The 26,343-nt window shown below is 70.6% G+C and carries 27 protein-coding genes; 17 read left to right on the forward strand and 10 right to left on the reverse strand.

The genetic code is table 11. The annotated features are described in order from the left end of the window. Nucleotides 1-5: 5 nt before the first annotated feature. From OHS58_RS17750 to OHS58_RS17795, 10 genes are all read left to right on the forward strand, one after another. Nucleotides 6-941: a J domain-containing protein gene (locus tag OHS58_RS17750; RefSeq protein ID WP_328649062.1), complete on the forward strand. Its 936-nt coding sequence runs from the start codon at nucleotides 6-8 to the stop codon at nucleotides 939-941. Continuing rightward, complete coding sequence (locus OHS58_RS17755) at nucleotides 941-1,237, forward strand: chaperone modulator CbpM (protein WP_326954036.1); 297 nt, start codon at nucleotides 941-943, stop codon at nucleotides 1,235-1,237. Before OHS58_RS17750 ends, OHS58_RS17755 begins: the two co-directional genes overlap by 1 nt. Continuing rightward, a complete protein-coding gene (clpB, locus tag OHS58_RS17760) occupies nucleotides 1,228-3,858 on the forward strand; it encodes an ATP-dependent chaperone ClpB (RefSeq protein ID WP_328649063.1) in 2,631 nt (876 codons plus the stop codon). Before OHS58_RS17755 ends, clpB begins: the two co-directional genes overlap by 10 nt. Further along, the gene (locus OHS58_RS17765) at nucleotides 3,855-4,337 is read left to right on the forward strand and encodes a thioredoxin family protein (RefSeq protein ID WP_328649064.1); all 483 of its coding nucleotides are present in this window, start codon (nucleotides 3,855-3,857) and stop codon (nucleotides 4,335-4,337) included. Before clpB ends, OHS58_RS17765 begins: the two co-directional genes overlap by 4 nt. Then, nucleotides 4,334-4,597 carry a ubiquitin carboxyl-terminal hydrolase 14 gene (locus OHS58_RS17770; protein WP_326948671.1) on the forward strand — a complete coding sequence of 88 codons (264 nt, stop codon included), beginning with the start codon at nucleotides 4,334-4,336 and terminating at the stop codon, nucleotides 4,595-4,597. Before OHS58_RS17765 ends, OHS58_RS17770 begins: the two co-directional genes overlap by 4 nt. Then, nucleotides 4,594-6,285, forward strand: a complete 1,692-nt coding sequence (locus OHS58_RS17775; protein ID WP_328649065.1) for an FAD-dependent oxidoreductase — start codon at nucleotides 4,594-4,596, stop codon at nucleotides 6,283-6,285. Before OHS58_RS17770 ends, OHS58_RS17775 begins: the two co-directional genes overlap by 4 nt. After that, nucleotides 6,285-6,734 carry a DUF1931 family protein gene (locus OHS58_RS17780; RefSeq protein ID WP_328649066.1) on the forward strand — a complete coding sequence of 150 codons (450 nt, stop codon included), beginning with the start codon at nucleotides 6,285-6,287 and terminating at the stop codon, nucleotides 6,732-6,734. The genes OHS58_RS17775 and OHS58_RS17780 overlap by 1 nt, the downstream gene beginning before the upstream one ends. Before the next feature lie 12 nt (nucleotides 6,735-6,746). Continuing rightward, the gene (locus OHS58_RS17785; RefSeq protein ID WP_328649067.1) at nucleotides 6,747-7,325 is read left to right on the forward strand and encodes an STAS domain-containing protein; all 579 of its coding nucleotides are present in this window, start codon (nucleotides 6,747-6,749) and stop codon (nucleotides 7,323-7,325) included. 41 nt (nucleotides 7,326-7,366) lie between these two features. Beyond that, nucleotides 7,367-8,266 (forward strand): PrsW family glutamic-type intramembrane protease, encoded by a 900-nt coding sequence (locus OHS58_RS17790; protein ID WP_328649068.1) that lies wholly within the window; start codon nucleotides 7,367-7,369, stop codon nucleotides 8,264-8,266. Between the two features lie 75 nt (nucleotides 8,267-8,341). Then, nucleotides 8,342-9,460, forward strand: a complete 1,119-nt coding sequence (locus tag OHS58_RS17795) for a hypothetical protein (protein WP_328649069.1) — start codon at nucleotides 8,342-8,344, stop codon at nucleotides 9,458-9,460. Here OHS58_RS17795 and OHS58_RS17800 read toward each other — a convergent pair whose 3' ends face one another. From OHS58_RS17800 to OHS58_RS17825, 6 genes are all read right to left on the reverse strand, one after another. Beyond that, nucleotides 9,461-9,640, reverse strand: coding sequence for a hypothetical protein (locus OHS58_RS17800; RefSeq protein ID WP_328649070.1), 180 nt, complete (start codon nucleotides 9,638-9,640; stop codon nucleotides 9,461-9,463). A 30-nt stretch (nucleotides 9,641-9,670) separates the two neighbouring features. Further along, nucleotides 9,671-10,042, reverse strand: coding sequence for an STAS domain-containing protein (locus tag OHS58_RS17805; protein ID WP_328649071.1), 372 nt, complete (start codon nucleotides 10,040-10,042; stop codon nucleotides 9,671-9,673). A gap of 275 nt (nucleotides 10,043-10,317) precedes the next feature. After that, nucleotides 10,318-11,010, reverse strand: a complete 693-nt coding sequence (locus OHS58_RS17810) for an ATP-binding protein (RefSeq protein ID WP_328649072.1) — start codon at nucleotides 11,008-11,010, stop codon at nucleotides 10,318-10,320. Nucleotides 11,011-11,330: 320 nt separating this feature from the next. Beyond that, complete coding sequence (locus tag OHS58_RS17815) at nucleotides 11,331-11,930, reverse strand: MEDS domain-containing protein (protein ID WP_328649073.1); 600 nt, start codon at nucleotides 11,928-11,930, stop codon at nucleotides 11,331-11,333. Continuing rightward, on the reverse strand, nucleotides 11,927-12,550 hold the full coding sequence (locus OHS58_RS17820; protein ID WP_328649074.1) for an MEDS domain-containing protein: 624 nt from the start codon (nucleotides 12,548-12,550) through the stop codon (nucleotides 11,927-11,929). Before OHS58_RS17820 ends, OHS58_RS17815 begins: the two co-directional genes overlap by 4 nt. A gap of 13 nt (nucleotides 12,551-12,563) precedes the next feature. Then, entirely contained in the window at nucleotides 12,564-14,255 is a 1,692-nt protein-coding gene (locus tag OHS58_RS17825; protein ID WP_328649075.1) for a PucR family transcriptional regulator, read from the reverse strand. Nucleotides 14,256-15,375: 1,120 nt separating this feature from the next. Here OHS58_RS17825 and OHS58_RS17830 point away from each other — a divergent pair. Both OHS58_RS17830 and OHS58_RS17835 read left to right on the forward strand, forming a co-directional pair. After that, nucleotides 15,376-15,708 carry a MerR family transcriptional regulator gene (locus OHS58_RS17830; protein ID WP_328649076.1) on the forward strand — a complete coding sequence of 111 codons (333 nt, stop codon included), beginning with the start codon at nucleotides 15,376-15,378 and terminating at the stop codon, nucleotides 15,706-15,708. A gap of 179 nt (nucleotides 15,709-15,887) precedes the next feature. Beyond that, a complete protein-coding gene (locus tag OHS58_RS17835; protein WP_328649077.1) occupies nucleotides 15,888-16,190 on the forward strand; it encodes a hypothetical protein in 303 nt (100 codons plus the stop codon). A gap of 61 nt (nucleotides 16,191-16,251) precedes the next feature. On the opposite strand, the gene OHS58_RS17840 is transcribed toward OHS58_RS17835, so the two are convergent. Then, complete coding sequence (locus tag OHS58_RS17840; protein WP_326954052.1) at nucleotides 16,252-16,983, reverse strand: GAF and ANTAR domain-containing protein; 732 nt, start codon at nucleotides 16,981-16,983, stop codon at nucleotides 16,252-16,254. Nucleotides 16,984-17,100: 117 nt separating this feature from the next. Between OHS58_RS17840 and OHS58_RS17845 the strand changes: the two genes are divergently transcribed. Together OHS58_RS17845 and OHS58_RS17850 are read left to right on the forward strand one after the other, a co-directional pair. Continuing rightward, complete coding sequence (locus tag OHS58_RS17845) at nucleotides 17,101-17,838, forward strand: GAF and ANTAR domain-containing protein (RefSeq protein WP_328649078.1); 738 nt, start codon at nucleotides 17,101-17,103, stop codon at nucleotides 17,836-17,838. Next, nucleotides 17,835-19,226, forward strand: a complete 1,392-nt coding sequence (locus tag OHS58_RS17850) for a PP2C family protein-serine/threonine phosphatase (protein ID WP_328649079.1) — start codon at nucleotides 17,835-17,837, stop codon at nucleotides 19,224-19,226. Before OHS58_RS17845 ends, OHS58_RS17850 begins: the two co-directional genes overlap by 4 nt. Before the next feature lie 166 nt (nucleotides 19,227-19,392). On the opposite strand, the gene OHS58_RS17855 is transcribed toward OHS58_RS17850, so the two are convergent. Both OHS58_RS17855 and OHS58_RS17860 read right to left on the reverse strand, forming a co-directional pair. Then, on the reverse strand, nucleotides 19,393-19,821 hold the full coding sequence (locus tag OHS58_RS17855; RefSeq protein ID WP_328649080.1) for an STAS domain-containing protein: 429 nt from the start codon (nucleotides 19,819-19,821) through the stop codon (nucleotides 19,393-19,395). Nucleotides 19,822-20,193: 372 nt separating this feature from the next. After that, the gene (locus tag OHS58_RS17860; RefSeq protein ID WP_328649081.1) at nucleotides 20,194-20,943 is read right to left on the reverse strand and encodes an ANTAR domain-containing response regulator; all 750 of its coding nucleotides are present in this window, start codon (nucleotides 20,941-20,943) and stop codon (nucleotides 20,194-20,196) included. A gap of 698 nt (nucleotides 20,944-21,641) precedes the next feature. Between OHS58_RS17860 and OHS58_RS17865 the strand changes: the two genes are divergently transcribed. The 3 genes from OHS58_RS17865 to OHS58_RS17875 all read left to right on the forward strand — a co-directional run bounded on the left by OHS58_RS17865 (nucleotide 21,642) and on the right by OHS58_RS17875 (nucleotide 26,168). Next, nucleotides 21,642-22,832, forward strand: a complete 1,191-nt coding sequence (locus OHS58_RS17865; protein WP_328649082.1) for a helix-turn-helix domain-containing protein — start codon at nucleotides 21,642-21,644, stop codon at nucleotides 22,830-22,832. 435 nt (nucleotides 22,833-23,267) lie between these two features. Next, nucleotides 23,268-24,293 carry a PucR family transcriptional regulator gene (locus OHS58_RS17870; protein ID WP_328649083.1) on the forward strand — a complete coding sequence of 342 codons (1,026 nt, stop codon included), beginning with the start codon at nucleotides 23,268-23,270 and terminating at the stop codon, nucleotides 24,291-24,293. A 351-nt stretch (nucleotides 24,294-24,644) separates the two neighbouring features. Then, complete coding sequence (locus OHS58_RS17875; protein WP_328649084.1) at nucleotides 24,645-26,168, forward strand: nSTAND1 domain-containing NTPase; 1,524 nt, start codon at nucleotides 24,645-24,647, stop codon at nucleotides 26,166-26,168. Here OHS58_RS17875 and OHS58_RS17880 read toward each other — a convergent pair. Continuing rightward, on the reverse strand, nucleotides 26,152-26,295 hold the full coding sequence (locus OHS58_RS17880) for a hypothetical protein (RefSeq protein WP_328649085.1): 144 nt from the start codon (nucleotides 26,293-26,295) through the stop codon (nucleotides 26,152-26,154). The two genes, OHS58_RS17875 and OHS58_RS17880, sit on opposite strands and share 17 nt — an antisense overlap. Nucleotides 26,296-26,343: the final 48 nt, after the last annotated feature.

A 26,343-nucleotide genomic window follows, 5' to 3' on the forward strand; every position in this document is an offset into this window, starting at 1 on the left:
CGCGGGTGGCCACCGACTTCTACGAGGCGCTCGGGGTCGCCAAAACGGCGAGCACCGACGAAATCCAGCGGGCGTACCGGAAACTGGCGCGGCAGCTCCACCCCGACGTGAACTCCGACCCGGGCGCCGAAGAGCGCTTCAAGGAGGTCAGCGAGGCCTACCAAGTGCTGTCCGACCCGGAGCAGCGCAAGAAGTACGACCGGTTCGGCGCGGACTTCCGCCGGGTCCCCGACGACTTCGACGAGCGGGCGTACGCCGGTGCCGGTGGGCGGGGCGGCGGCCGCGTCCGCTACAGCCGGGCAGGCCCGGGATTCGGCGGCGCGTCCGAGGGCTTCGAGGGCTTCGAAGGCGTCGACATCGAGGACCTGCTGGGCGGCCTCTTCCGGAGCCGGGGTGCCGGTGGGCCGATCGCGGGCGCCGACCAGGAGGCCGAGCTCGAGCTGACGGTCGAGGAGGCCTACCAGGGCGGGCGACGGCACTTGAGCATCGCCGGCGCGGGCGAGCGCGGCTACGACGTCGACATCCCGGCCGGGGTGCTCGACGGGCAGCGCATCCGGCTCGCCGGTCAGGGCGGGCGGGCGTCCGGCAACGCCGCGTCCGGTGACCTCTACCTCGTGGTCCGGATCAAGCCGCACCCCCGCTACCGCCTGTCCGGGCGCGACCTCACGGTCGAGCTGCCGGTGTCGCCCTGGGAGGCGGCGCTCGGCGCCACGGTTCCCGTGCTGACCCCCGGTGGCGAGGTGAAGGTGCGGGTCGTGCCCGGCTCGTCGAGCGGACGACGGCTGCGGCTGCGCGGCGAGGGCCTGCCCAACCCCAGGGGCAAGCCGGGCGATCTCTACGCCGAGGTCCGCGTGCTGGTGCCGAAGAAGCTCGGCAAACGGGAGCGCGAGCTCTTCGAAGAGCTCGCCGCGGTGTCCGATTTCGACCCGAGGAGGACCTGATGGCGCAGTACCTGCTCGCCCGTCCCGTCCGGCTCAGCCTCGACACGGCAGCCGCGCGAAGCGGACTGCACCCGGAGCTGATCCGCCGGTTCGTCGCGCTGAGCCTGGTGGACGGCACGACCGACCCGAGCGGGCGGGTGTGGCTCGCACCGTCCGCGGTCGCCACCCTCGCGCGCATCCAGCGCCTGCGCGCGGGCCTTTCCCTCAACTACGCGGCCATCGGGCTCGTGCTCGACCTGCTGGACCGCATCGACGTCCTCGAAGCCCAAGTCAGGAGCCACCGGCGATGGACATGAGCAAGCTGACCCAGAAGTCGCAGGAAGCGCTGCAGGAGGCCCAGAGCGTGGCGCAACGCCACGGCCACACCGAAACCGACGGTGAGCACCTGCTGCTCGCCCTGCTCGACCAGGCCGACGGCCTCGCGCCCCGGCTGCTCGCCCAGGCGGGCGCGGACGTCGACGACCTCCGCGAAGCCGTCGAAGCGGAGCTCTCGCGGCGGCCGAAGGTGACCGGCCCCGGCACCACCCCCGGGCAGGTGTACGTCACCCGGCGCCTCGCCGGCCTGCTGGACGCCGCCGAACGGGAAGCCAAGCGGCTCAAGGACGAATACGTCTCCGTCGAACACCTCGTGCTGGCCCTCGCCGACGAGGGGGCGAAGTCGGCCGCGGGGCGGCTGCTGACCCGGTACGGCGTGACGCGCGAGTCGTTCCTGACGGCGCTGACCAAGGTCCGCGGCAACCAGCGGGTCACCTCGGCGACCCCCGAAGGCGCCTACGAAGCGCTGGAGAAGTACGGCCGGGACCTGGTCACCGACGCGCGGTCGGGCAAGCTCGACCCGGTCATCGGCCGCGACGCCGAGATCCGCCGGGTGATCCAGATCCTGTCGCGGAAGACGAAGAACAACCCCGTGCTGATCGGCGACCCCGGCGTCGGCAAGACGGCGATCGTCGAGGGCCTCGCCCAGCGGATCGTACGCGGCGACGTGCCGGAAGGCCTGCGGGACAAGACGATCTTCTCGCTCGACATGGGCGCGCTCGTCGCCGGGGCGAAGTACCGCGGCGAGTTCGAGGAACGCCTCAAGGCCGTGCTGGCCGAGGTCAAAGCCGAAGAGGGACGCGTCCTGCTCTTCGTCGACGAGCTGCACACGGTCGTCGGAGCCGGCGCCGCCGAAGGCGCGATGGACGCGGGCAACATGCTCAAGCCGATGCTGGCCCGCGGTGAACTGCACATGATCGGCGCGACGACGCTCGACGAGTACCGCAAGCACATCGAGAAGGACGCCGCGCTGGAGCGCCGGTTCCAGACGATCGTCGTCGACGAACCCACCCTCGAGGACAGCGTCTCGATCCTGCGCGGGCTGCGGGAGCGGCTCGAGGTGTTCCACGGGGTCAAGATCCAGGACGGCGCGCTCGTCGCCGCCGCGACCCTGTCCCACCGCTACATCACCGACCGGTTCCTCCCGGACAAGGCGATCGACCTGGTCGACGAGGCGTGCGCGCGGCTGCGCACCGAAATCGACTCCATGCCCGCCGAACTCGACGAGCTCACCCGGCGCGTCACCCGCCTGGAGATCGAGCAAGCCGCACTGTCCAAGGAATCCGACCCGGCCAGCAAGGCGCGGTTGACCGACCTCGACCGGGAACTCGCCGATCTTCGCGCCGAAGCGGACTCGAAGAAAGCGCAGTGGGAAGCCGAACGTCAGGCCATCCGGCGGGTCCAGCAGCTGCGGTCCGAACTGGAACGGCTGCGCCACGAAGCCGAGGAAGCGGAACGGAACTACGACCTGAACCGCGCGGCCGAGCTGCGCTACGGCGAGATCACCGAAGCCGAGCGCCGGCTCGCCGCGGAGGAAGAACAGCTGGCGGGCAAGCAGGGCCGGAAGCGGCTGCTGCACGAGGTCGTCACCGAGGACGAGATCGCCGAGATCGTCGCCGCGTGGACCGGGATCCCGGTTTCCCGGCTGCAGGAAGGCGAACGGGAAAAGCTGCTGCGGCTCGACGAAATCCTGCACGAGCGGGTGATCGGTCAGGACGAGGCCGTCCGGCTGGTCGCCGACGCGGTCATCCGGGCGCGCTCGGGGATCCGCGATCCACGCAAGCCGATCGGGTCGTTCATCTTCCTCGGCCCGACCGGGGTCGGGAAGACCGAACTCGCCAAGACCCTGGCGGCGGCCCTGTTCGACAGCGAGGAGAGCATGGTCCGGCTCGACATGAGCGAGTACCAGGAGCGGCACACCGTCTCGAGGCTGCTGGGCGCTCCCCCGGGTTACGTCGGCTACGACGAGGGCGGGCAGCTCACCGAAGCCGTGCGGCGCAAGCCCTACTCGGTCGTGCTGTTCGACGAGATCGAGAAGGCGCACCCGGACGTGTTCAACACCCTGCTCCAGGTCCTGGACGACGGCCGGATCACCGACGCGCAGGGCCGGACCGTCGACTTCCGCAACACGGTGATCATCATGACCTCCAACATCGGCTCGCAGCACCTGCTCGACGGGGTCACCGCCGCCGGCGAAATCAAGCCGGACGCCCGCGACGCCGTGCTGGCCGAGCTGCGGCACCACTTCCGGCCGGAGTTCCTCAACCGCGTCGACGACATCGTGCTGTTCACCCCGCTCGGGCACGCCGAGATCGAGCGGATCGTCGACCTGCAGTTCGACGAGCTGCGCCACCGGCTGGCCGAGCAGGGCATCGCGATCGAGCTCACCGCGGAGGCGCGGAAACTCATCGCCCGGCACGGGTTCGACCCGGTGTACGGCGCCCGGCCGCTGCGCCGGTACATCTCCCACGAGGTCGAGACCAAGATCGGCCGCACGCTCCTGCGCGGTGAACCGACCGAGGGACTGGTGATCACCGTGGACGCCAAGGACGGCGAGCTCGTCGTCACCTACAGCGGGGGCGAAGGGCGGTCCGCGGCATGAGCACCGGCACCGGAACCACCACCACGGTCGTCTGCGAACACTGCGGGCACAAGAACCGCGTCCCGGCGGCCGCCGCGGGCAAGCCGAAGTGCGGGAACTGCCACGAGCCGCTGCCCTGGATCGTCGACGCCGGCGACCCCGACTTCGCGGAAGTCGCGGAGCGGGCCACGATGCCGGTGCTGGTCGACCTCTGGGCCACCTGGTGCGGACCCTGCCGCCAGGTCAGCCCCGCGCTGGCCCAGCTGGCCCGGGAGCGGGCCGGGAAGGTCAAGCTCGTGAAGGTCGACGTCGACAAGGCGCCCGGGCTGTCCCGGCGGTTCGACGTGAAAGCCGTGCCGACGCTCATGGTGCTGCGCGGCGCCGAGGTCGTCGCGCGGCAAGCGGGCGCCGCGCCCGTGCCCGTGCTGCGCGACTGGCTCGACCAGGCGCTGGCGCGATCGGAGAACACCCCCGAGACCAAGGAAGGTGACGTGCGATGACCAGTGTCGTCGACCGGCATCTCGCGCTCGTGCGAGACGTGGTGCCGCGAACCCCGCAGGGTTGTGAGGAGTGCCTGGTCGCCGGCACGCCGTGGCTGCACCTGCGGCTGTGCTTGACGTGCGGGCACGTCGGCTGCTGCGACTCGTCGCCGATGAAGCACGCCGGCAAGCACGCGCACGCCATCGGGCACCCGATCGTGCGCTCGTTCGAGCCCGGGGAGACCTGGCGCTGGTGCTACGTCGATCAGACATTCGTATGACCGCCCTGGCGGGGATCGACCTCAGCGGGCCGCTGACCGAGACCCCGGACCCGCACGGAGCGTTCCCCCGGCTCACCGACGAGCAGATCCGCACCCTCGGCGGCGGCGGTGAACGCCGTCCGGTCCAGCCGGGTGAGGTGCTGTACACGGAGGGCGGCCGCCCGTCCGAGTTCTTCGTGATCCTGCGCGGCAAGGTCGCCGTCACCGAAGGAACCGGGGACGACGCGAAGGTCGTCCGGGTGCACGGGCCGCACCGGTTCCTGGGTGAGCTCGGCCTGCTCGAAGGGCAGCCCGCGTTCGTCGGCGCCGTGGCCGCCGAACCCGGCGAGGTGCTCGCCGTCCCGATGAGCACGGTGCGGCACCTGGTGCTCGGCGATCCGGTGCTCGGCGACCTGATCCTGCGGGCCTACCTCGTGCGGCGGACGCTCCTCATCGGCGCCGGCAACGGGCTGCGGATCGTCGGCTCCTGCTACTCCCCCGGCACCAGGCGGCTGCTGGAGTTCGCGGCGCGCAACCGGCTCCCGTACCGGCTGGTCGACGTCGACAAGGACCAGCAGGCCGAAGCGCTCCTGGAGCGCTTCGGCGTCGCCGTCGCGGACACCCCGGTGGTCGTGCTGAACGGCACCGAGGTGCTGCGGAACCCGAGCACCGCCGAGCTGGCCGGGAGGATCGGGCTGCGGCCGCCGGAACCGGAACGCGGGGTGCGGGACCTGCTCGTGGTCGGCGCCGGGCCCGGCGGCCTGGCCACGGTGGTCTACGGCGCTTCCGACGGGTTGCGGCTGTCGGCGTTCGACGCCATGGCCCCGGGCGGCCAGGCCGGGACGACGTCCCGCATCGAGAACTACCTCGGCTTCCCGCCGGGGATCTCCGGGGCGGAGCTGGCCGAGCGATCGGTGATCCAGGCGGCCAAGTTCGGGGCCCGGGTCGCCGTCCCGGCCGAGGCGCGCACCCTCGAAGCACGCGACGGCCGCTACGCCGTCGGCTTCGACGACGGCATCGAGATCGTTTCCCGCACCGTCGTGATCGCCACCGGCGCCCGCTACCGCCGGCTCGCCGTACCCGGCATCGAGAAGTTCGAAGCGTCCAGCGTCTACTACGCGGCGACGCTGCACGAAGCGCGTCGCTGCCTGGCGTCCCCCGTGGCCGTGGTCGGGGGCGGCAACTCGGCCGGCCAGGCGGCGGTGTTCCTCGCGGAGGGTTCGCCGGTGGTCCACCTGCTGGTGCGCGGCGGCGATCTCGCCGCGAACATGTCCCGCTACCTGGTCGAGCAGGTCGAACAGCACCCGCGGATCACCGTGCTCGGGCACACCGAAGTTCGCGAGCTCGCCGGCGGGGACCGGCTCGAATCCCTGCTCGTCGAGAACAACCGCACCGGCGAGCGCCGCGTCCTCGACGCCCGCGCGCTGTTCGTCTTCATCGGGGCTTCCCCGCACACCGCCTGGCTTTCGGGGATGGTCGCCCTCGACGAGGACGGGTTCGTGCTGACCGGGGCGGACGCCGAGGGGTTCCGGGACGCCGATGTGTGGCGCGGGGTACAGCGCCCGCCACTGGTGCTGGAGACGAGCAGGCCGGGTCTGTTCGCGGTGGGGGACGTACGCCACGGCTCGGTCAAACGGGTGGCCTCGGCGGTCGGGGAAGGCGCCATGGCCGTCCGGTTCGTCCACGAACACCTCTCACAGGAGGCCTGATGCCGGTCATGGGTGCGGCGAGGTTCGAACGGTTCTTCCGGACGGCCGCGAGCCTGGACGTCGACAAGAGCGACCTGAAACGGTACGACGAGTTCCTCGACCGCAAGATCTATGACTTCTTCGTGGTCGCCAAGGCCACGGCCAAGGCCGGCGGGCGGGACGTCATCGAGCCGGGGGACCTGCCGATCACCAAGGGGCTGCAGGAGCGCATGCGCGAGTTCCGCAAGCTGGACGAGGACCTGGAAGTGGTGCCGCTGCTGGAGCAGCTCCTGGCGCGTCCCCCGCTCGGGATCGCCCTCTCCGAAGAAACCGAGGCCCGGCTCCCCGCCGTCGCCGGCGGTCTCAGCGTGGCGCTCGCCCACGCGTTCAAGATCATCGACCCGCGCGTCGAGAACCCCGGCTCCGCCGAGTGGGACCAGGTCTTCCGGATGTTCGAACTGCTCCTCTGAAGGACGTCAGGCATGGTCAACGGACTCGCACTCAACCTCGATCAGCCGGCGTACGCGGCCGCGTTCGCCGAGCTGCACCGCCTCACCGGGCAGCCGCGCGGTGTATCCGGCGCCACGACAGATCTCACGGTCACCTCGACCTTGCGCGACGACCACCACACCGTCGTCACGGTCGGCGGATCGATCGACGCGCGGGCACTCCGCCTCCTGGCCGCGCACTTCGCCGGACTGCTCCACGCCGGCACGCGGCACCTGGTGGTCGACCTGTCCCGGGTCGAGCAGGTGGACGACAGCCTCTTCGCACTGATGCACCGGGTGGAGGACCGGCTGACGGCGCTGGGCGGCCTGTTCGAGCTGACCGGGCTCGCGCCACCCGTGCTGTACGCGATGGACGACGCCCTGCTGGCCGAGGTCTTTTCGTGGTACCGGGCCGTCGCCGCCGACCCGGAACCGCGGGCCGCGCTGTGGTCGGCACTGCGCTGCCCGCACGGGCTCGAGGACGTCGCGGAGCCCGGGTCCGCGGACCGGTACCGGACTTTCATCGACACGGCCGCCCACGGCCGCGGCGAGCGATGGGGGAAGCGCCGGTGAGGGCGGTCACCGAACGACCGAAACGACGGACGTGGCTCCGGATGTTCGGAGCCGGTCTGGTCTTGTGGATCCTGTCCGCGGTCGTCACCTACCTGACCGGCAACCCCAACCTCATCCCCACCTTGGTGCTGCTCGGCAGCTTCCTGGTACCGGTGACGTTCGTGGCGTGGGCGTTCGAGCGCCGGGACTCCGGCGAGCTCACCACCGAACTCGTGTTCCGCACGTTCGTCGTCGGCGGGGTGCTCGGCGTGCTCGGGGCGTCGGTGCTGGAGACGTACCTGCTGCACCCGTCGCCGTGGCTGTACGTCGGCGTCGGGCTCATCGAGGAAGCGGTCAAGCTGGCCGCGCTCGCCCTGCTGACCCGGCACCTGGCCGTGAAGTCCCTGCGCGACGGGTTGATCCTGGGTGCCGCGGTCGGGTTCGGGTTCGCCGCCTTCGAGTCGGCCGGGTACGCGCTGACCGCGCTGTTCACCCCCCAGGGGCTGTCCCTGACGGACCTGGTGACCACCGAGCTGCTGCGCGGGCTCCTCGCCCCGGTCGGCCACGGGCTGTGGACCGCCGTGCTCGGCGGGCTGCTGTTCGCGTGGAGCACCCGCGACCACTTCCTCCTCACCACCCGGCTCGCACTCGCCTACCTGGGCGTATCGCTGCTGCACGCGCTGTGGGACTCGATGTCCGTGATTTCCCTGTACCTCACGCTGCTGCTGACCGCTCAGCCGTGGCAGTACGAGCTCCTGGTGCGTGGCCTGCCGGCCGCGCCGACCGGCGCCCAGGTCGGGCTGTACACGACGCTGACCTGGGTGGGCCAGGGCCTGATCGCGGCGATCGGGGTGGTGTGGCTGCTGGTGCTGGTCGCGCGGGCGCGCCGCGAACGGCGGGAAACGCCACCGGCACGGGCTTACCGCGTGGCGACGTCCCGGCATCCGGCTCTTCCGCTCTGACCCTCGACGCCATCCGGTGGTTTGGCCGGTATCCCCCCGGGAACCCGACGAGATTCGACGAGCGAGGTGAGCCAGATGAACGCCCCACCCCAGGTGGTCGTAGGAGTGCTGGCCGACGAAGGTCTGCCGGCGCAGGTGATCGCGTCGATCGCCGATGACCTGCCCGGGATCTTCGCCACCCGGGTCAGCGGACAGACGCGGTGGCAGGTGGACCACGAGGTGGACCAGCTGCCGCTGGACGAAGACGGTGACATCCCGATGCGCACGCTGTCGGAGCGCCACCGGCAGGACCAGGGCTGGGACGTGCTGGTCCTGGTCACCGATCTGCCCCGGCGGGCGGGGACGAAACCCGTCGTCGCGGGCGTCGACGTGGAGCACGGCGTCGCGATGATCTCGCTGCCCGCGCTCGGCGCCGTCCTGGTGCGGCGCCGGGTCCGGGCGTTGCTGGTCCGCGTGGTGCGGCAACTGGTGTCGCGGCGGCTCGGGCTCGACGGGGACCAGCGCGGCCAAGGGACGATGGCACGGTTGCGTGAGGCGCTGGCCCCGACGCAGCGGATGTCCGGCGAACACCAGTCCGCCGCGACCCACCTGGCTCTGGTCGGGCTGCGCGGCCGGCTGCGGCTGCTGGCCGGGATGGTGCGGGACAACCGTCCGTGGCAGCTCGTCCCGCACTTGGCGGGCGCCACCGCGGCGGCGGCCGGCACCGCCGCCTACGGCGTCATCACCAGTTCGTTCTGGAAGCTCGCGGACGCGCTGTCCCCGCTGCGGCTGGCGGGGATCACGGTGGTCACCGTGGTGATCATGGCGGTGTGGTTGATGGTGTACAACCACTTGTGGGACCGGCCTTCCGTGGGCGTCGAGCGACGCAAGGCCGTGCTGTACAACGTGTCCACGGCGGCCACGCTGGCGATCGGGGTGGCGTGCATGTACGCGATCCTGTACGTGGTCGCACTGCTCGCGGCGGCCGTCGTGATCGACAGCGGCTATTTCGCGCAGACCCTGGGGCACCCGGTCGGTATGGGCTCGTACCTGAACCTGGTGTGGCTGTGCAGTTCGGTCGGCATCGTCGCCGGTGCGCTCGGGTCGAGCCTCGAGGACGAGGAGACCGTCCGCAAGGCGACCTACAGCCGTCGTGAACGGGAACGCCAAGAACGAAACCAGCACCGAGCGGACGACGGCGGCAAGGTTCGATGATCACGTCCTCGTGGCCGCCGACCATGCCGCGCGGACTTCCTCGAGGATCGCCCGCGCCCAGTCCGCGACCGCGCGGTCACCCGCGTGCCGGTCCCGCTCGCCGGCCACGCATGCTTCGCCCGTCACCTCACCGGTCGCCGACAGCCGCGTCCGCAGGAAGCCGCGAGCACCGCCTCGCATCCGCCCTGCACCGCTCCGGCGGTCTCGCCGTCAGTACTCGATACGCGGTCGCGGCGCCATCGTCGCCAGGAGAAGCGCGCCGAGATCGTCGCTGTCCGCCAGCACGTCGAGTACGCCGGCAAGCCGCAACACGCGACGGACTCCGCCACAAGCGTGGCGAACCCGGTAGGACGTGCCGTGGTCGACAGCGGTGGTGTAGCCGAACATCAGCGCATGTACTCCGGCACTGCTCATCGCGGTTACCTGCGCCAGGCTGATCAGCAGCACCTCGGCGCCCTCGACGACGATCAAGTCGGACAGCTGCGATCGCAGCGGGCCGGACGCTGCCTCCAGTACCTCGCCCACCAGGTCCAGCTCGGTGGTCGCGCGGCTGTGCCTGCGAACGTTCATCACGAAAGCCACCGCCTGCCTCCTACCGCCGATGTCGACAGTACGGAAAGGTGGATTTCGAGCAAGTCCGCCCATTCACGACGGGGCAAGCCGACACGAGATGCTCGCCTTGTCGCCCTACCTCCCCCGCCGCCCGGCTCGGAGTCCCGTGCGGAGCGAATCCGCCGCGCGCAACCGGTGATCACGCAAGCAGTCACGGTTGCACTGCCGGATCTCGACCGTGCGGGCCAGGGTCACCAAGTCCGGGTCAAGCACCAGCTCGCCGCGCCCGAGAACCTGCCGGAGAGCTACCCGTCATGCCGGTCGCGACGGCCGGTGGCCAGCACCGCCCAGACGATCTTGCCTCCGGACCAGCGTGGGCTGCTGCCCCACACCCGCGCCGCGTCGGCCACGATGCGCAGACCGAGCCCTGGCGAGGTACTTCCGGCGCGTTCCAGCAGCACCGCGGGCCGCGGGCTGTCGTCGGAGACGGCGATCGTCAGCATCCCCGAACGCAGTTCGAGGTGGATCTCCGGACAGAACGTGGTGTGCTGGATGACGTTGGTGACCAGCTCGGTCGCGACGAGCGTGCCGTCGTAGACCAGCTCGGGTACTCCCCACCGCTCCGCTCGTTCCCGGACGAACGCTCGAGCGACGACCGGGGCGTCCTCGGAGCGGGACAGGACACGCTGGGCGAACTGCCGGATCGGCACGGGTTGCCGCTCCGCGGCCTCGACGTCCGGGTGGACCGGCACGAACCGGTCGACACCGTGATCGTGCAGCGCCCGCACCTGAACACCCTGATGGGTGACCAGGAGGAACGGGATACCCGGCCAGTCCCCGATGCGCCGCGCGACCAGCGGGAACACCGCCGCCGGCGAGTACTCGCTCAACACGAGGCCGTTGATGTCGGCGATCAGGCACGGCGGGGTGTCCGCGGCGACCTTCAGCAGCCCGTCGCGGAGGAAGGCGTATCCGGAAAGGTCGAGCTCCCCGGTCACGGTGACAAGGGTGCTCGCGAGCCGATGGGTCAGCTCGATCGTGATCCCGACAGGCACAACGACCCGTCACAACCGTCTTCGACGCGCAACCGGCGGAGCACGGGTACCGCGATGACGCGACCTGCCAGATGACTTCACGAACCGACCGTAGCCACGGCGGACCGCCGGTGATACCGCGCAACGGCCGGACTTCCGGCGTGCCACGGCAGGCCCGCTCGATCGGCGGATACGCGGGCCGTGCCGGTCCTGAGCTGTCCTGCCTACACTCCGAGCAAGCCGATCGTGATTCGCCTTTCACAGGAGACACAACGGAAGGAGGGCTACACAAGGGTCGCCGGGGGCGAGTAGTACGGGTTCTCCAACAGCACTCCGCACATCAGCACCTGCGGGTGCGTCTTGAGCAGGTCGAGCACGATGTTCTCGCGGTACCGCGAAATGTCGTACATGCACAGGATCGCCTGCGGGTAGCGGCTGGTGAAGTCGTTCAACGCGGCCTCGTACCGGAACAGCTCGGTCAACCCGGGCAGCTGCGGGTGCCACCAGCGCGCCTCCGCGCCGAGCCGGACGAACCGGTAGCCCGCGGCCATCGCGGCGGACACGGCCTCGTCCCAGAACGCGATGATCCGGTCCACGCTGAAGTCGTCCGGCGACAGCAGCGCGTCCCCCGCGGCCCGGATGTCCAGCTGCGCCGAGTCGACGCGCGCCTCGACGTCGTCGACGTCCTCGCCGAGCAGGTCGACAAAACCGGCGACCTCGTCCTCGTGCACGCCGAACAGGCACTTTTCGCCGGCACGCAAGCCTTCGCTCAGGAAGGGCAGGAGGATGCGGTCCCGATCTTCCTCGCCCACGTACACCGCGCAGATGTGCTGCCCCGGCTCGATGACGACGCCGGGGGTGCCGAACTTCCGGGAACCGGTCATGACGGGATCCTCCGTTCGGAGTCGGGGTGCTGCCCGTTCTCCGTCGTTGAGAGGTAGTAGGGGTTTTCGACGAGCGTCCCGGCCATCCAGACCTTCGGGTGCGACTTGATCATCGGGATGATCAAGTCACCGCCGAACAAATCCAGATCGTAGAAGCACAGAATCACCTGCGGGAAGTCCTCCCCCCATGCGGTGACCGCGACCTCTTCGGCGAGGAGCACGTCGATCAGCGCGGAACTCAGCCGGGGCGCGGCCCAGCTCATGTCGCCGACGATGCGCCCGAAAGGGTGGTCACCGGTGACGAGCTTGCGCCGAGACCAGCCGTCCAGCATCGCGAAGAGCGCATCCGGCGCGAACTCACCGTCTCGGAGGTGGCCGCTGTCCGGCTCGGTCAACACGAGGTCGCCGGCGTGGCCCAGCCGTTCGCGGAAGATCTCCCGCTCACCCTCGGCGGCCAGGTAGAGCACGGCGTCCCCCGCTCGCAGGCCCTCGGCGAGGAACGGGATCAGGAGGCGGTCCCGCTCGGCTCTCCCCCGGTGGAAGACGCAGAGGTGGTCACCCGGCACAAGCGCGGCTCCGCCGAGGGTCACCTCGCGATCGGTCCGATCCTTCTCGTCCATCGTCCACCTCCGGTCACTGCGATCCGCGCAGCACCTGCCACATCCGGGTGGCGAGGTGCAGGTTCAGCCTGCTGTCCACATCGTTGAGGTCGAGCTCCGTGATCTCGCGGATCCGGCCGAGCCGGTAGCGCAGCGTGCTCCGGTGGATCGTGAGCGCGGCGGCCGTGTCGTCGTAGTTGCCGCCGCACTCGAGGTACTGCGCGAGCGTGGCGACCAGCTCGGCGTTGCGCTGGGTGTCGTGGTCGAGCAGTTTCCCGAGCCACTCCCGGACGAACTCGACGACTTCGCCGTGGTTCTGCCCGGTGTCGAGGATGCGGTAGATCCCCAGTTGCTCGAACCTGGTGAATCCGCTCGAGGTCTGCGAGCTGCGCCGGATCTCGAGCGCACGCACCGCTTCCGCGTAGGACTTGGGCAACCGCCCCGGGGTGTCGCAGCGGCTGCCGATGCCGATCGCCCCCTCGGCCCCGAGCTTTTCCGAGAGCGAGGCGTACAGCGCCGCACCGTCCAGTTGCCCGGCGACCAGCAGCACGACCGCGCCCGAGTGGCGCGACACGAGCGAGGCGAGCCCGAGCGTCGTCACGGCGCGTCCCGTCGCCTCGACGACCACGTCCTCGGCGAAGTCGCCGGACCACCGCAGCACGACCAGGTGGTGCGGTCGGCGCAGATCGTGCCCGATCGCCTCGGCGCGGGCGTACACGCTCCCGTCTTCGGTTCCGGCGATGAGGTCGTCCACGAGGTCGCGGCGCAAACGCAGCTCGGCCTCCGCCAGGCTGCGCTGGTGCGAGAGTTCCAGCGCCAGCACGGTCGAGCCGTACTCGAGAGCGAACACCTCGTACGCGCCGGCGGTCCGCGCGGGGTCGATCAGGGCGAGCACGCCGAGCACGTCATGCCGTGGCCGCACCAGCGAGATGAGCCGGTCCTTCACACGGACCGCTTCGGGCAGGGTCGAGAGGTGCCGGATCAGCTCGTCACGCCGGCGCACGCCGACCTTCGGGTACGGATCCGGCCGGCCGGGACCGGCCCACGCGCGCAGGTTGCCGAACCCGTCCTCGATCGCCACCGGCAGCGCGGTCAGCTGGTGCAACGCGTGCGCGATGCCCGACTCACCGGCCCCGGAAGCCGAGATGGTGGACAGCACGTCGTGCACCAGCGTCTGCTGCTTGAGCTGCTCCACCGACGTGGACAGCTGGTCGTTGAGCTCCCGCTGCACCACCGCCTGCCGCCGCTCCCGCATGAACGACGCGGAGTTGGTCAGCGCCGCGGCGGTCTGCTGGCAGAGCGAGCTGAGCAGGAAGAATTCGTCACGCGAGGGGGGTTGCTCGGCCCGGACCACGAGGTTGCCCGCCAGGCCGCGCAGCCCGCGCAGCGCGTAGCACCAGCGCCAGTGGCCGTCGGCCAGCTCGATCCGCCCGCTCTGCCCGTCGAGCTTGCCGACTTCCGCGGCGAGGTCGGGATGAGCCTCCTCCGCACCGTCCTGCGGAGTGACCGCGCCGTCCTCGTCGACGAGGTACGCCGCATCGGTCGTGCAGCCGCTCAGCGACGGCACCGAGGTCGCGGCGAGCCGCATGATGTCCGCCGCTTCGCGGCCGTCGAACATCATCATCGAAATCGCGAAGATGCCGTAAAGATTCGACAGCTGGGCACGCCACCAGCTGTCCGTTCTGGCTTCCTGGCCCCGGGAGACCGCATCGCCCTCAGGCGTCATTTCCGGCCTCCCCGGCACCGACCTGGTGTTGCGCACCTTACGCCCGCGGCATCCGTTCTGCCGGGTCTACAAGGCCCCGGAAATTTCCTCCTGCCGGACGTACGCGAGCGGTGAGCACCAACGCGAAATCGGTTCGGATCGGGCGCTCCCGGCGGGGCGGTCCGGCCGGAATGGGACCGGACCATGACCGTGACGCGTTTTGATCCCTTCCGTGTTTCGGGAACGCCTGAGCGATCAGGTACCGAGCGGGCGCTCGGCACCCGCGGGACGCCGACGGCAACGTTCCGCCGCGGTGACGAATTCTTTGTCGGTGTGATCCGCGCGGGTCAGGTGCTCAGGCGCCGAGACGACCGTAGAGCCGGCCGGCGAGCGACGCACACCGCTCCCGCCGTCCCCGCTCCAGCAACCGCGTCAAGGCTTCGGCGTGACCTCGTCACTCACGGTCACCTGTCCCTTCTCTCGTCACCCGTCCGACTGCACCCAGAAAATCTATGCCGGACGGAGTAGACATTCAACGGCAGGCGTGCGTAGTGTTCTGCTCATACCGAGAGAGACAACGTCAAGCAGGCGCGGGAGATGACGCAACTACCCGCGAAGTGAGACAAGACGGTCAGGCAGGACGGAGCCGATCAACGGACAGGTTCCGACTGGTGACCAGCGGGCAGACGTAGCGCTCGCGAAGATCGGCAGTAGTAGTCGTTGGAGCAAGTGCAGGACCGGTCAGGTGGCCGGAGCCGATCGGTGAACGGGGCTCCGGGCAGTGACCAGCGGAGTCAAGCGTGCCGGGACCGATCAGTGAAAGGGTTCCCGTCGTTGACGTCCGCAGCAGGCGCAGTACCCAGCAAGAGAAACACTCAGGAAAGAAGGGAACGGAACCATCATTGGATCGCCCGCAGCGGCTGTGTAGCGCCGCGCGGGTGCCGCAGTCCCATCGAGTTCGGAGGTGGTGCTCGGTCACGAGTAAGCGATCCCCGCACGATCCGGCTTTCCGCCGGACGCGGGTGCAGGAAGCCGGCGGTCGCGCCGGTTGACAATGGTGAAACCAACCCTTGAGGACCCCGGGTGCCGTTCGCGGCACCCGGGGTCCTTTGTGATGTGGAGGCAGTGATGTGGAGGTGGAATGATTCCTGATCAAGAAGGACCGGCCACGCCCAGCGAGGCCGCCAAGTTCGACGACGAGCACTACCCCGCCTACACCATGGGCCGGGCCGCCGACATCCTCGGCACCACCCAAGGCTTCCTGCGCAGCCTGGGCGAAGCCGGGCTGATCACCCCGCAACGCTCCACCGGCGGGCACCGCCGCTACTCCCAGCGCCAGCTGCGCCTGGCCGCCCGGGTGCGGGAACTGGTCGATCAGGGCACCGCCATCGACGCCGCGTGCCGCATCGTCACCCTCGAAGACCAGCTCCACGAAGCCCAGCGCCGCAACACCGAACTCCGCACCGGGGACTGAACCCCGGCGTTCGACCGACTCGGCACGCAGCACGCAGCCGGTGCCGGACCGCGTCGTGACACCTGCCTGTGCGCGCTCCAGGCCCGGCGCCGGCCAAGTCTTCCGCCTGCCTGACACCGATCGGAGTCCGGCACTTCTCGGTGCGTGGCGGCAGTCTTGTCGACCATTGCTGCTCACACGTGGACAGTTCACTGTTCAGCCATCCTCTCGCCCGGCAATTCCGGCCCCAGCTTCGCCCCACGGCGCAGGATGATCGCTACGAGAGCTTGTTCCTCGAGCCACCCCACTCCACAGTGGTGCCATCGGAGGGCTTAGCGGCCGTGCGGGAGCGGGCCGCCGAGGCGGAACGGCGCACCGCGGCCCGGTTACGCGCGATCGACGACTTCCTGGCCCGCGCCGAGGACATCCTGGCCGAAGAGCAGCAAAGATCTTCGCCGCGGCCGCCGAACTCGGCTACACGCGGCAGGAAGCCGTCCTCGTGACCCGCGCCGATCAGGCCCGTCCGAGTCCACAGTGGACTTCACGGACGACTGGTCACGAACGTCACGATCCCAGGACGCGCTTCACCACCTGTTCGGCCACTTCCCGCAGCTTCACGTTCTGCCGCTGCGACTCCTCGACGAGCACGGTGAACGCGGCTTCGGCGTCGACCTTCTGGATCGCCATCAGCATGCCCTTGGCCTGGTCGATGACCGATCGGGAAGTGAGGGCCAGCTGCAGGTGCCCGGCCGTCTCCCGGGCATCCAGGTAGCGGTGGTAGACGCGCAGCACCGCCTCCACCGCCGCGGTGTAGAGCTCCAGCAGCTGCGCGTCGATGTCGGCGAACCCGTCGTCCTGCTGCCCGTAGCAGTTGATGGCGCCCGAGAACTGCTCGTCGGCCACGAGCGGGGCAGCGAGAAAACTGCCGAAACCGGCGGCCAAGGCGCCCCGGGTGAAGTCCGGCCAGCGTTCGGCCGCGCCGGACACCGTCGTGCGGACCAGTTTCCCGCTGCGCATCGCGTCCAGGCACGGACCCGTGCCGATCCGGTACTGGTCCTCGTCAAGGGCCGTGACGCGCTCGCTCGTGGAGGCCGACGTGTACGGCCGGGTGCCGTGCGAAAGTGTGACGCTCGCCTCGTCGACGCCCGGGACCGCGTGCACCACCTGCAGGCACACGTGCCTCAGCACCACGCGAAAGTCGTCTTCCCGGCTCAGGATGGCGGTCAGCGACTCCAGCGCCCCGGTGACGTCGTCCAGCAGCGGTGCGACCGTCCGGGTCGGGTCCGGTCGTTCCATGGGCCCTCCCCAATGATCATGACCAGCGAGCACCCACGGGTACCCACTTCCGCCGAACCCAAAGGTCCGGGCACGTTTGCCCAGGCGCATCGGTGGTATTCCGGGATCATGTCGGGAATGACCGTGCCGGCCCCGTTGCCGCTCGACCGCGAAGTCGCCGGAGTCGCCGCGCGTCTGTCCGGGCTGCTGCTTTCGCGCGAGACCGTGAACTCCGTGCTCGACTTGATCGTCACGCTGGCCGGCACGTCCCTCCCGCGGGCGGCGGGTGCCGGGGTGACGCTGCTCGCCGAGGACGGCACTCCGGCCACGACGGCCGCGTCCGGCGCCGGTGTGCACGAGGCCGACGAACGGCAATACGCCTTCGGGGAGGGCCCCTGCCTCACGGCGTTGGCCGAGGGCGCCCCGGTCCGGATCGACGACACCGCCACCGACCGGCGCTGGCCCCGCTGGTGCGCCGCGGCCGCCGAAGCGGGGTTGCACTCCGTGCTCACTGTCCCGCTGCTGACCGGAGACGGCTGCCTCGGCGCCGTCAAGGTCTACGCCGCCGAGCCCAGCGCCTTCGGCCCGTCCGACGAACACGCTCTGACGACGCTCGCCACCAAGGCCGAAGCCCTCGTGGCCCAGGCCCGCGTCTACGACCGAGCCGGCGATTCCAGCGAGGAATTCAAGCGGGTGCTGCGCGAACGGGACACCGTCACGATGGCCCGCGGGTTCCTCATGGCGCGTGAAGCACTCAGCGAGCAAGCCGCCGCCGAACGGCTGCTGTCGCTCGCGCGGACCGAGGGGCGGACGCCGGCCGACACCGCCGTCGGCATCCTCTCCGCAAGCTCGGAGCCGCAGGAGCTCCGCCGATGACCCCGCTCCCCGAACAGGAACAGCAGGAGCTGCTCACGGCCTGTTTCCGGCGGTGCGAGCTGACGCTCGAGCAGCTGTGGGCACGGTACTTCGCGCTGGGTGGCGGCCAGAACATGCTGGAGGTGGACGCCTACCTCCACGGTCTGGCGCCGCTGCCCCGCATCGATCGCGACATGCTGGCGCACGCCGTCAACGAACGCCTCGACGAGCTCAGCGGACCGAAACGAGCCCCCTACAGCCGCCCGACGCAGCCCGCGAAGCCCCTGCGTGGTCCGCTTCGGGCTCTTGTCGACCTGCTCGAAGGGGCCCACCGGGCGCCGCCGGAGCGGCTGCCGGCCGCGGTGACCGCCGCCGCCGGCGCGCTCAACCTCCGGGTCGAGGTCCACCTGGCCGACTACGACCAGAACGTGCTGGTCCCGCTCCTGCCGGCCACCTCGCCCGGCCTCGACATCGAGACCACCACCGCCGGCGACGTCTTCCGGCGGGCGGGCTCGGCCGTGACTCGCGGCGAAGGCGCGCCTGTGCTGTGGACGGTTCTGCTCGACGGCGTCGAACGGCTCGGCGTCCTCGAGGTCACGTCCACCGACGGCACCGATCCGGACGACCCGGTGCTGCGCCAGCAGTGCCAGTGGCTGGCGACGCTCATCGGTCACCTCGTGACCAGCGTGACGCAGTACGGCGACGGGCTGGACGTCCAGCGCCGCCGGCACCACCGCGGTTCGCCGGCCGAGCTGCTCTGGCACGCCCTGCCGCCGTTGACCGGGGCGACCGACGCCGTCGTCGTCGGCGCCAGCATGCGGCCCGCCTACGAGCTGTCCGGCACGGCCTTCGACTACTCCCTGGCCGAGCACCGGGCGCAACTGGCCCTGTTCGACACCGGGGCGCGAGGCGGGGCTCCGAGCCTCGCCGTCGTCACCGCGCTCTCCGCGTACCGCTCCGCGCGGCGCGACGGTGCCTCGCTGGCCGCGCAGCACACGGCGATCGCCGGGATCCTCGGCGAGCACCCGGACACGCCGGCGGTCAATGAGCTCGTGGCCGAGCTCGACCTGCACACCGGAGACCTGCGGTGGCTCGCCGCCGGGAGCCGGGCGCCCGTCGTCGTCCACCGCGGTGTGCTGCCCAGGCCGAGAGCGGGCCAGGAAACCGGACAGGTGCGGCTCCGGCCCGGCGAGCTGTTCGCCGTGTGCTGCCGGGGCACGCTGGAAACGCAGGACCCATCCGGGACCCCGTTCGGCACCGAAGGTGTCCAGCGGCTGGTGGATCGCCATGCGGACGCACCGGCCCCGGAGATCGCGCGCAAGATCACCGACGCGGTCGCGGACCACCACGGTTCAGCGCTGCCCGACGACATCGGTGTGGTGATCGTCCGCTGGACCCCCATGGCCTAGAGCGAATCGCGCGGACCGTTGATCCGTGTTCAAGATCGCGTGAGCGGGGTATTCGCGGTTCTGAGTCCCCCGCCGTGCTTGGCGGAGATTCGGTGATGGCGCCGGTTCAGCAGCGAGCCGGCGCCATCGTCACGTCTCATGAGACTTCTCCTGCCGAGACCACCGCCTAGCCGGCTGAGGCCGTCGTATCCGTTGCCGGATCAACCGCGGCGATCGGTGACCGGGTGAGCCGGCGCAGGGCGGTCTCGACGTCCGGCACGATCGTGATGTCGCGGTCCAGCTGCAGCAGGGTCAACGGTCGCAGGACCATGTACTGGCTGGTGGCCACCAGCATCTGCCGGCCGTCGCCGGTGATCCGCCGCCCGGCGGCCAGCAGTTGCCCGAGCACGCACGAACCGCAGAACGTCACCTCGGTCAGGTCGACCACCACGGGTTTGGCCGCGGCGTCGGCCAAGGCCAGGGTCGCGCCGAGCAGCGGGTCGGCGGCCAGGTCCAGCTCGCCGCGCGCGTGGATGACCACCACCTCACCGCGGTCGATGGTGTCGATGCTGAACGCGGGGTTCCCGGGGGCAGGCGGTGAAGACGAAAAGGTCATGACGGCAGTCAGCTCCAGAAGGACAGGCCATTTCCGTGCAGGCGACCCGTGAGTCAAGGCCGGCGCCGCATACGGCGGACTGAGAAGCTGGCTGTTGAACCTCTCCACGACGGACCCTACGCGCCTTTACCGACGTTTCCGTGATCGAGTCCCGGCTCGTCGCCGGACCGCACCCGATTGTGACCTACCGGTTTCGGAGAGTGGCCCTGCTGCGCGGGACACGGCGGCGGTGCACCGACTTCCAGAAGTACTGTCGCGCCCGACCGGTGCGAAACCCGAGCCGAGTCGTGTCCACAGTGGACTCTTCGGTCGAAACGCAGTGGCGATCGTCCTGTCGTGTGGCGGAATGCCGTCGTCGCGCGACCAGTCCGCTCAGGTGCGGCTCGGAGCGGCCAGCGCCGTGGTGACGAAGTCCTGGGCGACCTCGCGGAGCTTCACGTTCTGCTCCTGCGATGTCTTGACGAGCAGGGCGAAGGCGTCGTCGGCCGGGATGCGGTGCAGAGCCATCAGAATGCCCTTCGCCTGGTCGATCACGGCCCGGGAGGTCAGCGCCTCGGACAGCTGCGCGGTGGTCTCGCGGGCGGTCTGGTGCCGTCGGGCGCTGCGCAGCGCGGCTTCGGCGGCAGTGGTGTACAGCTCCAGCAGTGCCGCGTCGAGCGCGCTGAAGCTGTTGCCGCCGGTGTCGTAGAGGTTGAGCGAACCGTGGTACTCGCGGTCGACGAACAACGGCGCGGACAGGTAGCCGAGCACCTCGGACTCGGCCGCGGCGGCAGCGAACTCGGGCCACTGCCGCGCCGCCTCGGCCACTTCGACCCGCTGGAGCTCGCCGGTCCGGGCGGCGTCCAGGCAGGGGCCCTGCCCGGTCTTGTACTGGGCTTGGTCGATGCGGTGCGCGCTGTCCCCGGTGGCTGTGGCCGTGTAGGGGTCGCCGTCGCGCAGCAGGGTGATGCTGGCCATTTCCGCGTCCGGCACGGCGTGCACGACCTGCTGGCACACGCGCTGCAGCACCGCGGACAGTTCCTCCGCCTCTTCCTCGAAGGTGCCGGCCAGCCGCTCCAGCGCGGTGGTGACGTCGTCCACCCGCCGCGTGGCGTCCCGCTCGTCAAGCAGGTTCTCGTCCATGTGGTGCTCCTTCGGTTCGATGCGCTCAGCGTCGCGGGTGGTCGAGCATGCGTGGGCACCGAAGCCCGGGTTCCGGAGGTAACACTAAGCGTCGCCGAGCGGTCTGGCAGAGCTGACGCAGACTCCGGCATGCCTGGGCGCAGCGGCCGTTGGTGCTGACCACAGTCACGGAGGTCGTCAAGCTCCGCGGTGGCTACAACGTGAAAGTCCGGTTCATCACGGCTGCCGGACAGGAAGCCGGCGCGCTTCTCTCCGACCTTCCCCGGGATCCTGAGCTGCGCAACGGAGACCAGCTTCACGTCCGCTACGACCCAGGACGGCCCGACCGCACGCTCTGGGCCACCCGCCGAGGGCGTTTCTGGCGATGAGTGCACTCTGGCGTTGGTCTCGACACGAGGACCGAGCCCGCGGAAAGATCAGGCTGCCGAGTTCGTGACGCGTCGGCGCCTGGATCCCAGCAGGACACGGCCCTCCGAACCTCGGCTGGCGGATGTGGAGCCCGGCCCGGCCGGGCGCGTTCGGCCCGCGGTCCCAGGGCGTCGACCCCGAACCGGTGCTGCGGCACATTTCACCTCGGTTTCCCGGGCACGGGTCTAGTGGCCGACAACGGTTCTCCGGCTCGCATTCTGGAAACTGTCCAGTCGCCGTGCGGCCCGCCCCGCGACGACGATTGCTTGGTGGAACCAGACCATTCCGAAGTGCAACCCGACCATCCCGGCCGGGACCAGGGTCCCGTCGGCACGGCGGGCTCCGGAACACCGCCGCTCCCGCCGGCCGTCGCCGAACGCCTCCGGCCGGGAGCGTCCGAACTGGCACGGCAGCTGGCCGACGCTGTCCGCGCCCACGTCCCCGCCTACTCGGGGCCGGCAGACGGACCGACGGGGCGAGCGATCCGGCACGCGGCCGAGGAAGCCGTCCAGCTCTTCCTCGACCGCATCACCGAACCGGACGTGTCCGGCCATCGCGCCTGCGAACTGCACCTGCGGATCGGTCGCCACGAGCGCGAGGCCGGGCACGGGCTCGACTCCCTGCAGGCCGCTTACCGGGTCGGCACTCGCTTCGCCTGGCGGTGGGTCATGCGGGCCGGCCGCCAAGCGGAGTTCCCGGCGACCGTGTTCGCACACCTGGCCGACCTGACCCTGAGCCTGTCCGACGAGCTGGTGACCTCGGCCGTCGGCGGGTACCGCGAAGCCAGTGAGTCCCCGGAAAGCCGTCGGCGGCGGCTGCTCCGCGTGCTGCTCGACGAGCCGTCCACGCCACCGGAGATCATCGCCGTGTTCGCCGCGCGCGCGGCGTGGCCCGTTCCCGACGTGGCCACCCCCATCGCGATCACGGGTGACGTCTCCTTTGCCACACCTCCGCCACCGTCCGACATCCTCGCGGAACTCGACATCGTCCGGCCACGCCTGGTCGTCCCGGGCGAAGCCGGCCCCGAACGGATCCGGACCATTCTCGCCGCCCTGCCCGGGACGCGGCTGGCGATCGGTCCCGCGGTGCCGCTCGACCTGCTCGGTTCCGCGATGCGCTGGACCTACCACGCACTCGAACTGCGCGACGAGCCCGTGGTCGTGGCCGACGAGCACCTCCCCGGTCTGGTCGTCCGCGCCGACCAAGCGCTCGGGGCCTACTTGCGGACCCGGCTGCTCCGGCCGATGCGCAACCTCACCGAACGCCAGGTACACCGTCAGCTCGAGACCCTCCACGCCTGGCTGGACCTTCGCGGTGACGTCCCCGAAATGGCCGTGCGGCTGGCGATCCACCCGCAGACCGTGCGCTACCGAGTGCGTCAGCTTCAGCGCCTCTACGGGACACGGATGTCCGAGTCGACGGGACGTCTCGAGCTCGAACTGGCCCTGTTGGCGGGCGCCGGCCACACCACCGGTGGGTGATACTCCGGATCGAACACCTCACTGCACCGGAATTGTCACACGGGCACAGCGGAACCCGGGCGCCACGAGGGCGGTGAGCACCGGCCGTTCCGGTCCGGAACCGGTCCGGAAGGCCGTCCCGGCAACCTCACCTGGCCGTTCGGGAGCGGACCACCTCGCACCGGTGGTCCGGTCCCGGGTTCCGGGGGTGGAATAACCGTTGCCGCCGACCGCGCCCAGTTTCCCGACGGCGGCGACTCCGGACTTATTTCGCAATTCACGACGAGGAGAGCCGTGCCCGGCCGCATCCCCGGTTCCGAACAATTCCCAGAAATCTGTGGCGAACACCACGACAGCATCACCCTTTCGACTGAGGCGCTCGCCCACACGCGCCGCACGTTGCGGGACTTCGGCCAGCCCGGCGGCCAACCGGCGTCACCGGAAACCGTCGCGGCGGTGCGCAGCCAGCTGCGATCACTGGCGACCGACGCCGAACCGGACGAAAACGCCATCGCCGAAGCCACCGCCCGCGCGGTCGACGAGGGCGTTCCGCTCGACGAGCTGGTGACCGCCCACCTCCGCGGCACGGAGGTCGTCCACCACGCCCTGTCCACCGGCGTACCTGCGGTGCTCACGCTGAGGACTCGGCTGCTGGCACATACCCGGGCCACGGTCGAGGTGCTGATCCGGCACTACGTCGCGGCGCTCCGGGCCCGCGAGCGCAAAGAGCAGGATGAGCACGGGACCCTGCTGACGATCCTCACCCACGGTGCCGCGGGGTCCGTGGCCCAGGTGCGGGGTTTCGCCCTGGTGCCGCAGTACGTCATGCTCCACCTGTCGTTCGGGCCGGCCGCGGAACCGGCCGCTCCGCCGGGCGACTCGCGGAAGCTGACCCGGCGAGTGCTCGCCGCCCTGGCCCCGACCGGCGGCGACCACGTGCTGAGCTCGCTGGGTGCGGCGGGCGGGATCGTCCTCGTTCCGGCCCGGACCCCGGTCGACTGGCGACGGTGGCGCGAGGGGCTGCGGGACGCGGAAAAGGCTGTCGGGATCACGATCACGGCCGCGGCGGCGGTCGTCCGGCCCGAGGAGGTCGCCGAAGCGGTCATCCAGACCGCGGAGATACTCGACGTCCTGCGCTGGTTCGACCTCCCGGCCGGGCTGTACCGGCTCGAAGACGTCTTGGTCGAATACCAGATGACACGCCCCGGCGAGGCTCGTGCGCAGCTCGCCTCCCTGGTGAACGCCCTCACCGCGTACCCCGACCTGATCGAAACCCTGACCGTCTACACCGGGCAGGAGAACAACCGCCGCCGGACCGCGACGCAGCTGCACATCCACCCCAACACGGTCGACTACCGGCTTCGGCGGATCTCGGAGATCACCGGCGTCGACCTGTCGCAGCCGACGGCCCTGCACCGGATCACGGCGGCGCTCGCGGCCCATCGCGCGGAAAGCGGCGCCCGGGACCGACCACGAATGTGACATCTGCCGTCGAAATGCTCATGACAGACCCCAAACGACCATCCGAGGAATTGGCGAACATCCAGCAAACGGAGCCGCCGATTCCGGGCTGCCCGTTATTACACTGACGGTGCGGTCAAGCCGTGCCGCTCACCGGAACCCCCGACTCGGCGGGCGGCAACGGGGCCCGTATTCCGGAACCGTTTCGGAATGCGGGCCCCACTTCCGCGGCGAAAGCGTCCACCTCGCCGCCCCGGCGCCCATCCCGGAGAAGAAGCACATCCAGTGATCGACCCCAGCGACGAGTCTTCCCCCCGTGCGGCCTTTTCCGCCCGTTTCGCCCTGCTGTACGCCGCTGCGGGAAGCCCGCGGATGGCGGACGTGGTGACCGCCGTGCGCCGGAGCCGTCGCGTCGACGAACGCGGCCAGGTCGTCCACGTTTCCATCCAGCGGATCAGCGATTGGCGCCGCGGGCGCAACGTTCCGGCACGCTTCGCCGTCTTCGCCGCCGTTCTCGACGTCCTGTTCAAGCAGGCCCGGCTCACCACGAGCCCGCCCCCGGCCGGCGGCCTGTACTCGCCGGAGCGGTGGCGCGCCTGGTGGGAAGCCGCCCTCGAGAGTCCCGCCGGACCGCAACCCCGGTCGGCGACCGCCGGGATGTGTCCCTACCCGGGGCTCGCCGCGTACACCCCGGCCGATTCCGCGTGGTTCTTCGGACGGCGTCAAGCCGCGGCGGACCTGCTGGCACGCCTCGAGCGGGCCGGCTCCGGGATCGTCGCGCTCACCGGCGCGTCGGGGAGCGGAAAGTCCTCGTTGATCGCCGCCGGGATTCTCCCGGCACTCCGGGCGCCGTCCTCCACGGCAGCACGGTGGTCGGTCGTGACGGCCACGCCCTCGGACCGTCCCGCCGTGCTGGTTTCCCGGCTGGCCGGCGAACTCGCGCAGGCACCGGGCCACGACCGCCGGCTGGTCGTCCTCGACCAGTTCGAAGAGTTCTTCACCGGCTGGCCCGACGAACGAGAACGCGGCCGGGCCTTCGACCGGCTCGCGGCCCTGCCCGCCACCGTCCTCATCGGACTGAGAGCCGACTTCACGGCGGAGGTGTCCGGCCACGCCGGCCTGGCCGCGTCCTTGCGGGACGGTCCGCTGGACCTGCAACCGATGAACGAGAAGGAACTTCGCGAAGCCGTCACCGGACCGGCGGCGTCCGCGGGCCTCGACCTCGAACCCGGACTGGCCGAAGTGGTCCTGCGCGACCTCGGCGCGGGGCCGGGTGCGACGCGCGGCCCGGTCGCCGGTGCGCTGCCCTTCCTGTCGCTGGCGTTGCGCGCGACCTGGGAGAATCGCGACGGCACCCTGCTCACCCTGGCCGGGTACCACGCGAGCGGCGGTGTCCACGGCCTCGTCGCGGCACTCGCGGAGCAGACCTGGACCGCGTCCGAACCCTTGGTGCGCAACGGGATCCGCACCACGCTGCCGGCACTGATCAGGGTCAGCGAAACGGGCGACGACACGCGGGCCCGCGTCGCCCGTGCCGTGCTCGCCGAGCAGGGAACGGACCCGGCGGCGCTGCGTTCCCTGATCGCGGCGCGGCTGGTGACCGTCGACGCCGGCGCGGCCGAAGTCACGCACGACTCGGTGCTGACCGGCTGGCCCCGGCTCCGCGGCTGGCTCGACGGCGACCGCGAGCACCTGGTGAAACGGCAACGTCTGGAAGCGGACGCCGCCGAGTGGTCCATCCGGCGGCGCGACCGTGCCCTGCTCTACCGCGGCAGCCGGCTCGATGCGGCCGAGGCGAGCACGCGCCGGCCGTCGCTGCCCGGGCTGAGCGCGACCGGACGGGCTTTCCTCACCGCGTCCAGGCGCCGCGGCCGCTGGTTCACGGTCCACCGGTGAGCGGAAGCCGCGTCAGGTAGTTCGCCATTTCGGTGTAGCGTCCACTCGTGCCGTCGGGTCGCTGCCGCCCGGCGACGACCGTCAGCCCACCCGGTTCACGACCCTCGACGCAGCGGGCGGCCGTCACGCACCAGCGCTCCTTCGTCTCGGGGCGGACGAGGAGAGCTCAAGAGCG

The sequence above is a fragment of the Amycolatopsis sp. NBC_00348 genome (genome assembly GCF_036114655.1).
Taxonomy (GTDB): domain Bacteria; phylum Actinomycetota; class Actinomycetes; order Mycobacteriales; family Pseudonocardiaceae; genus Amycolatopsis.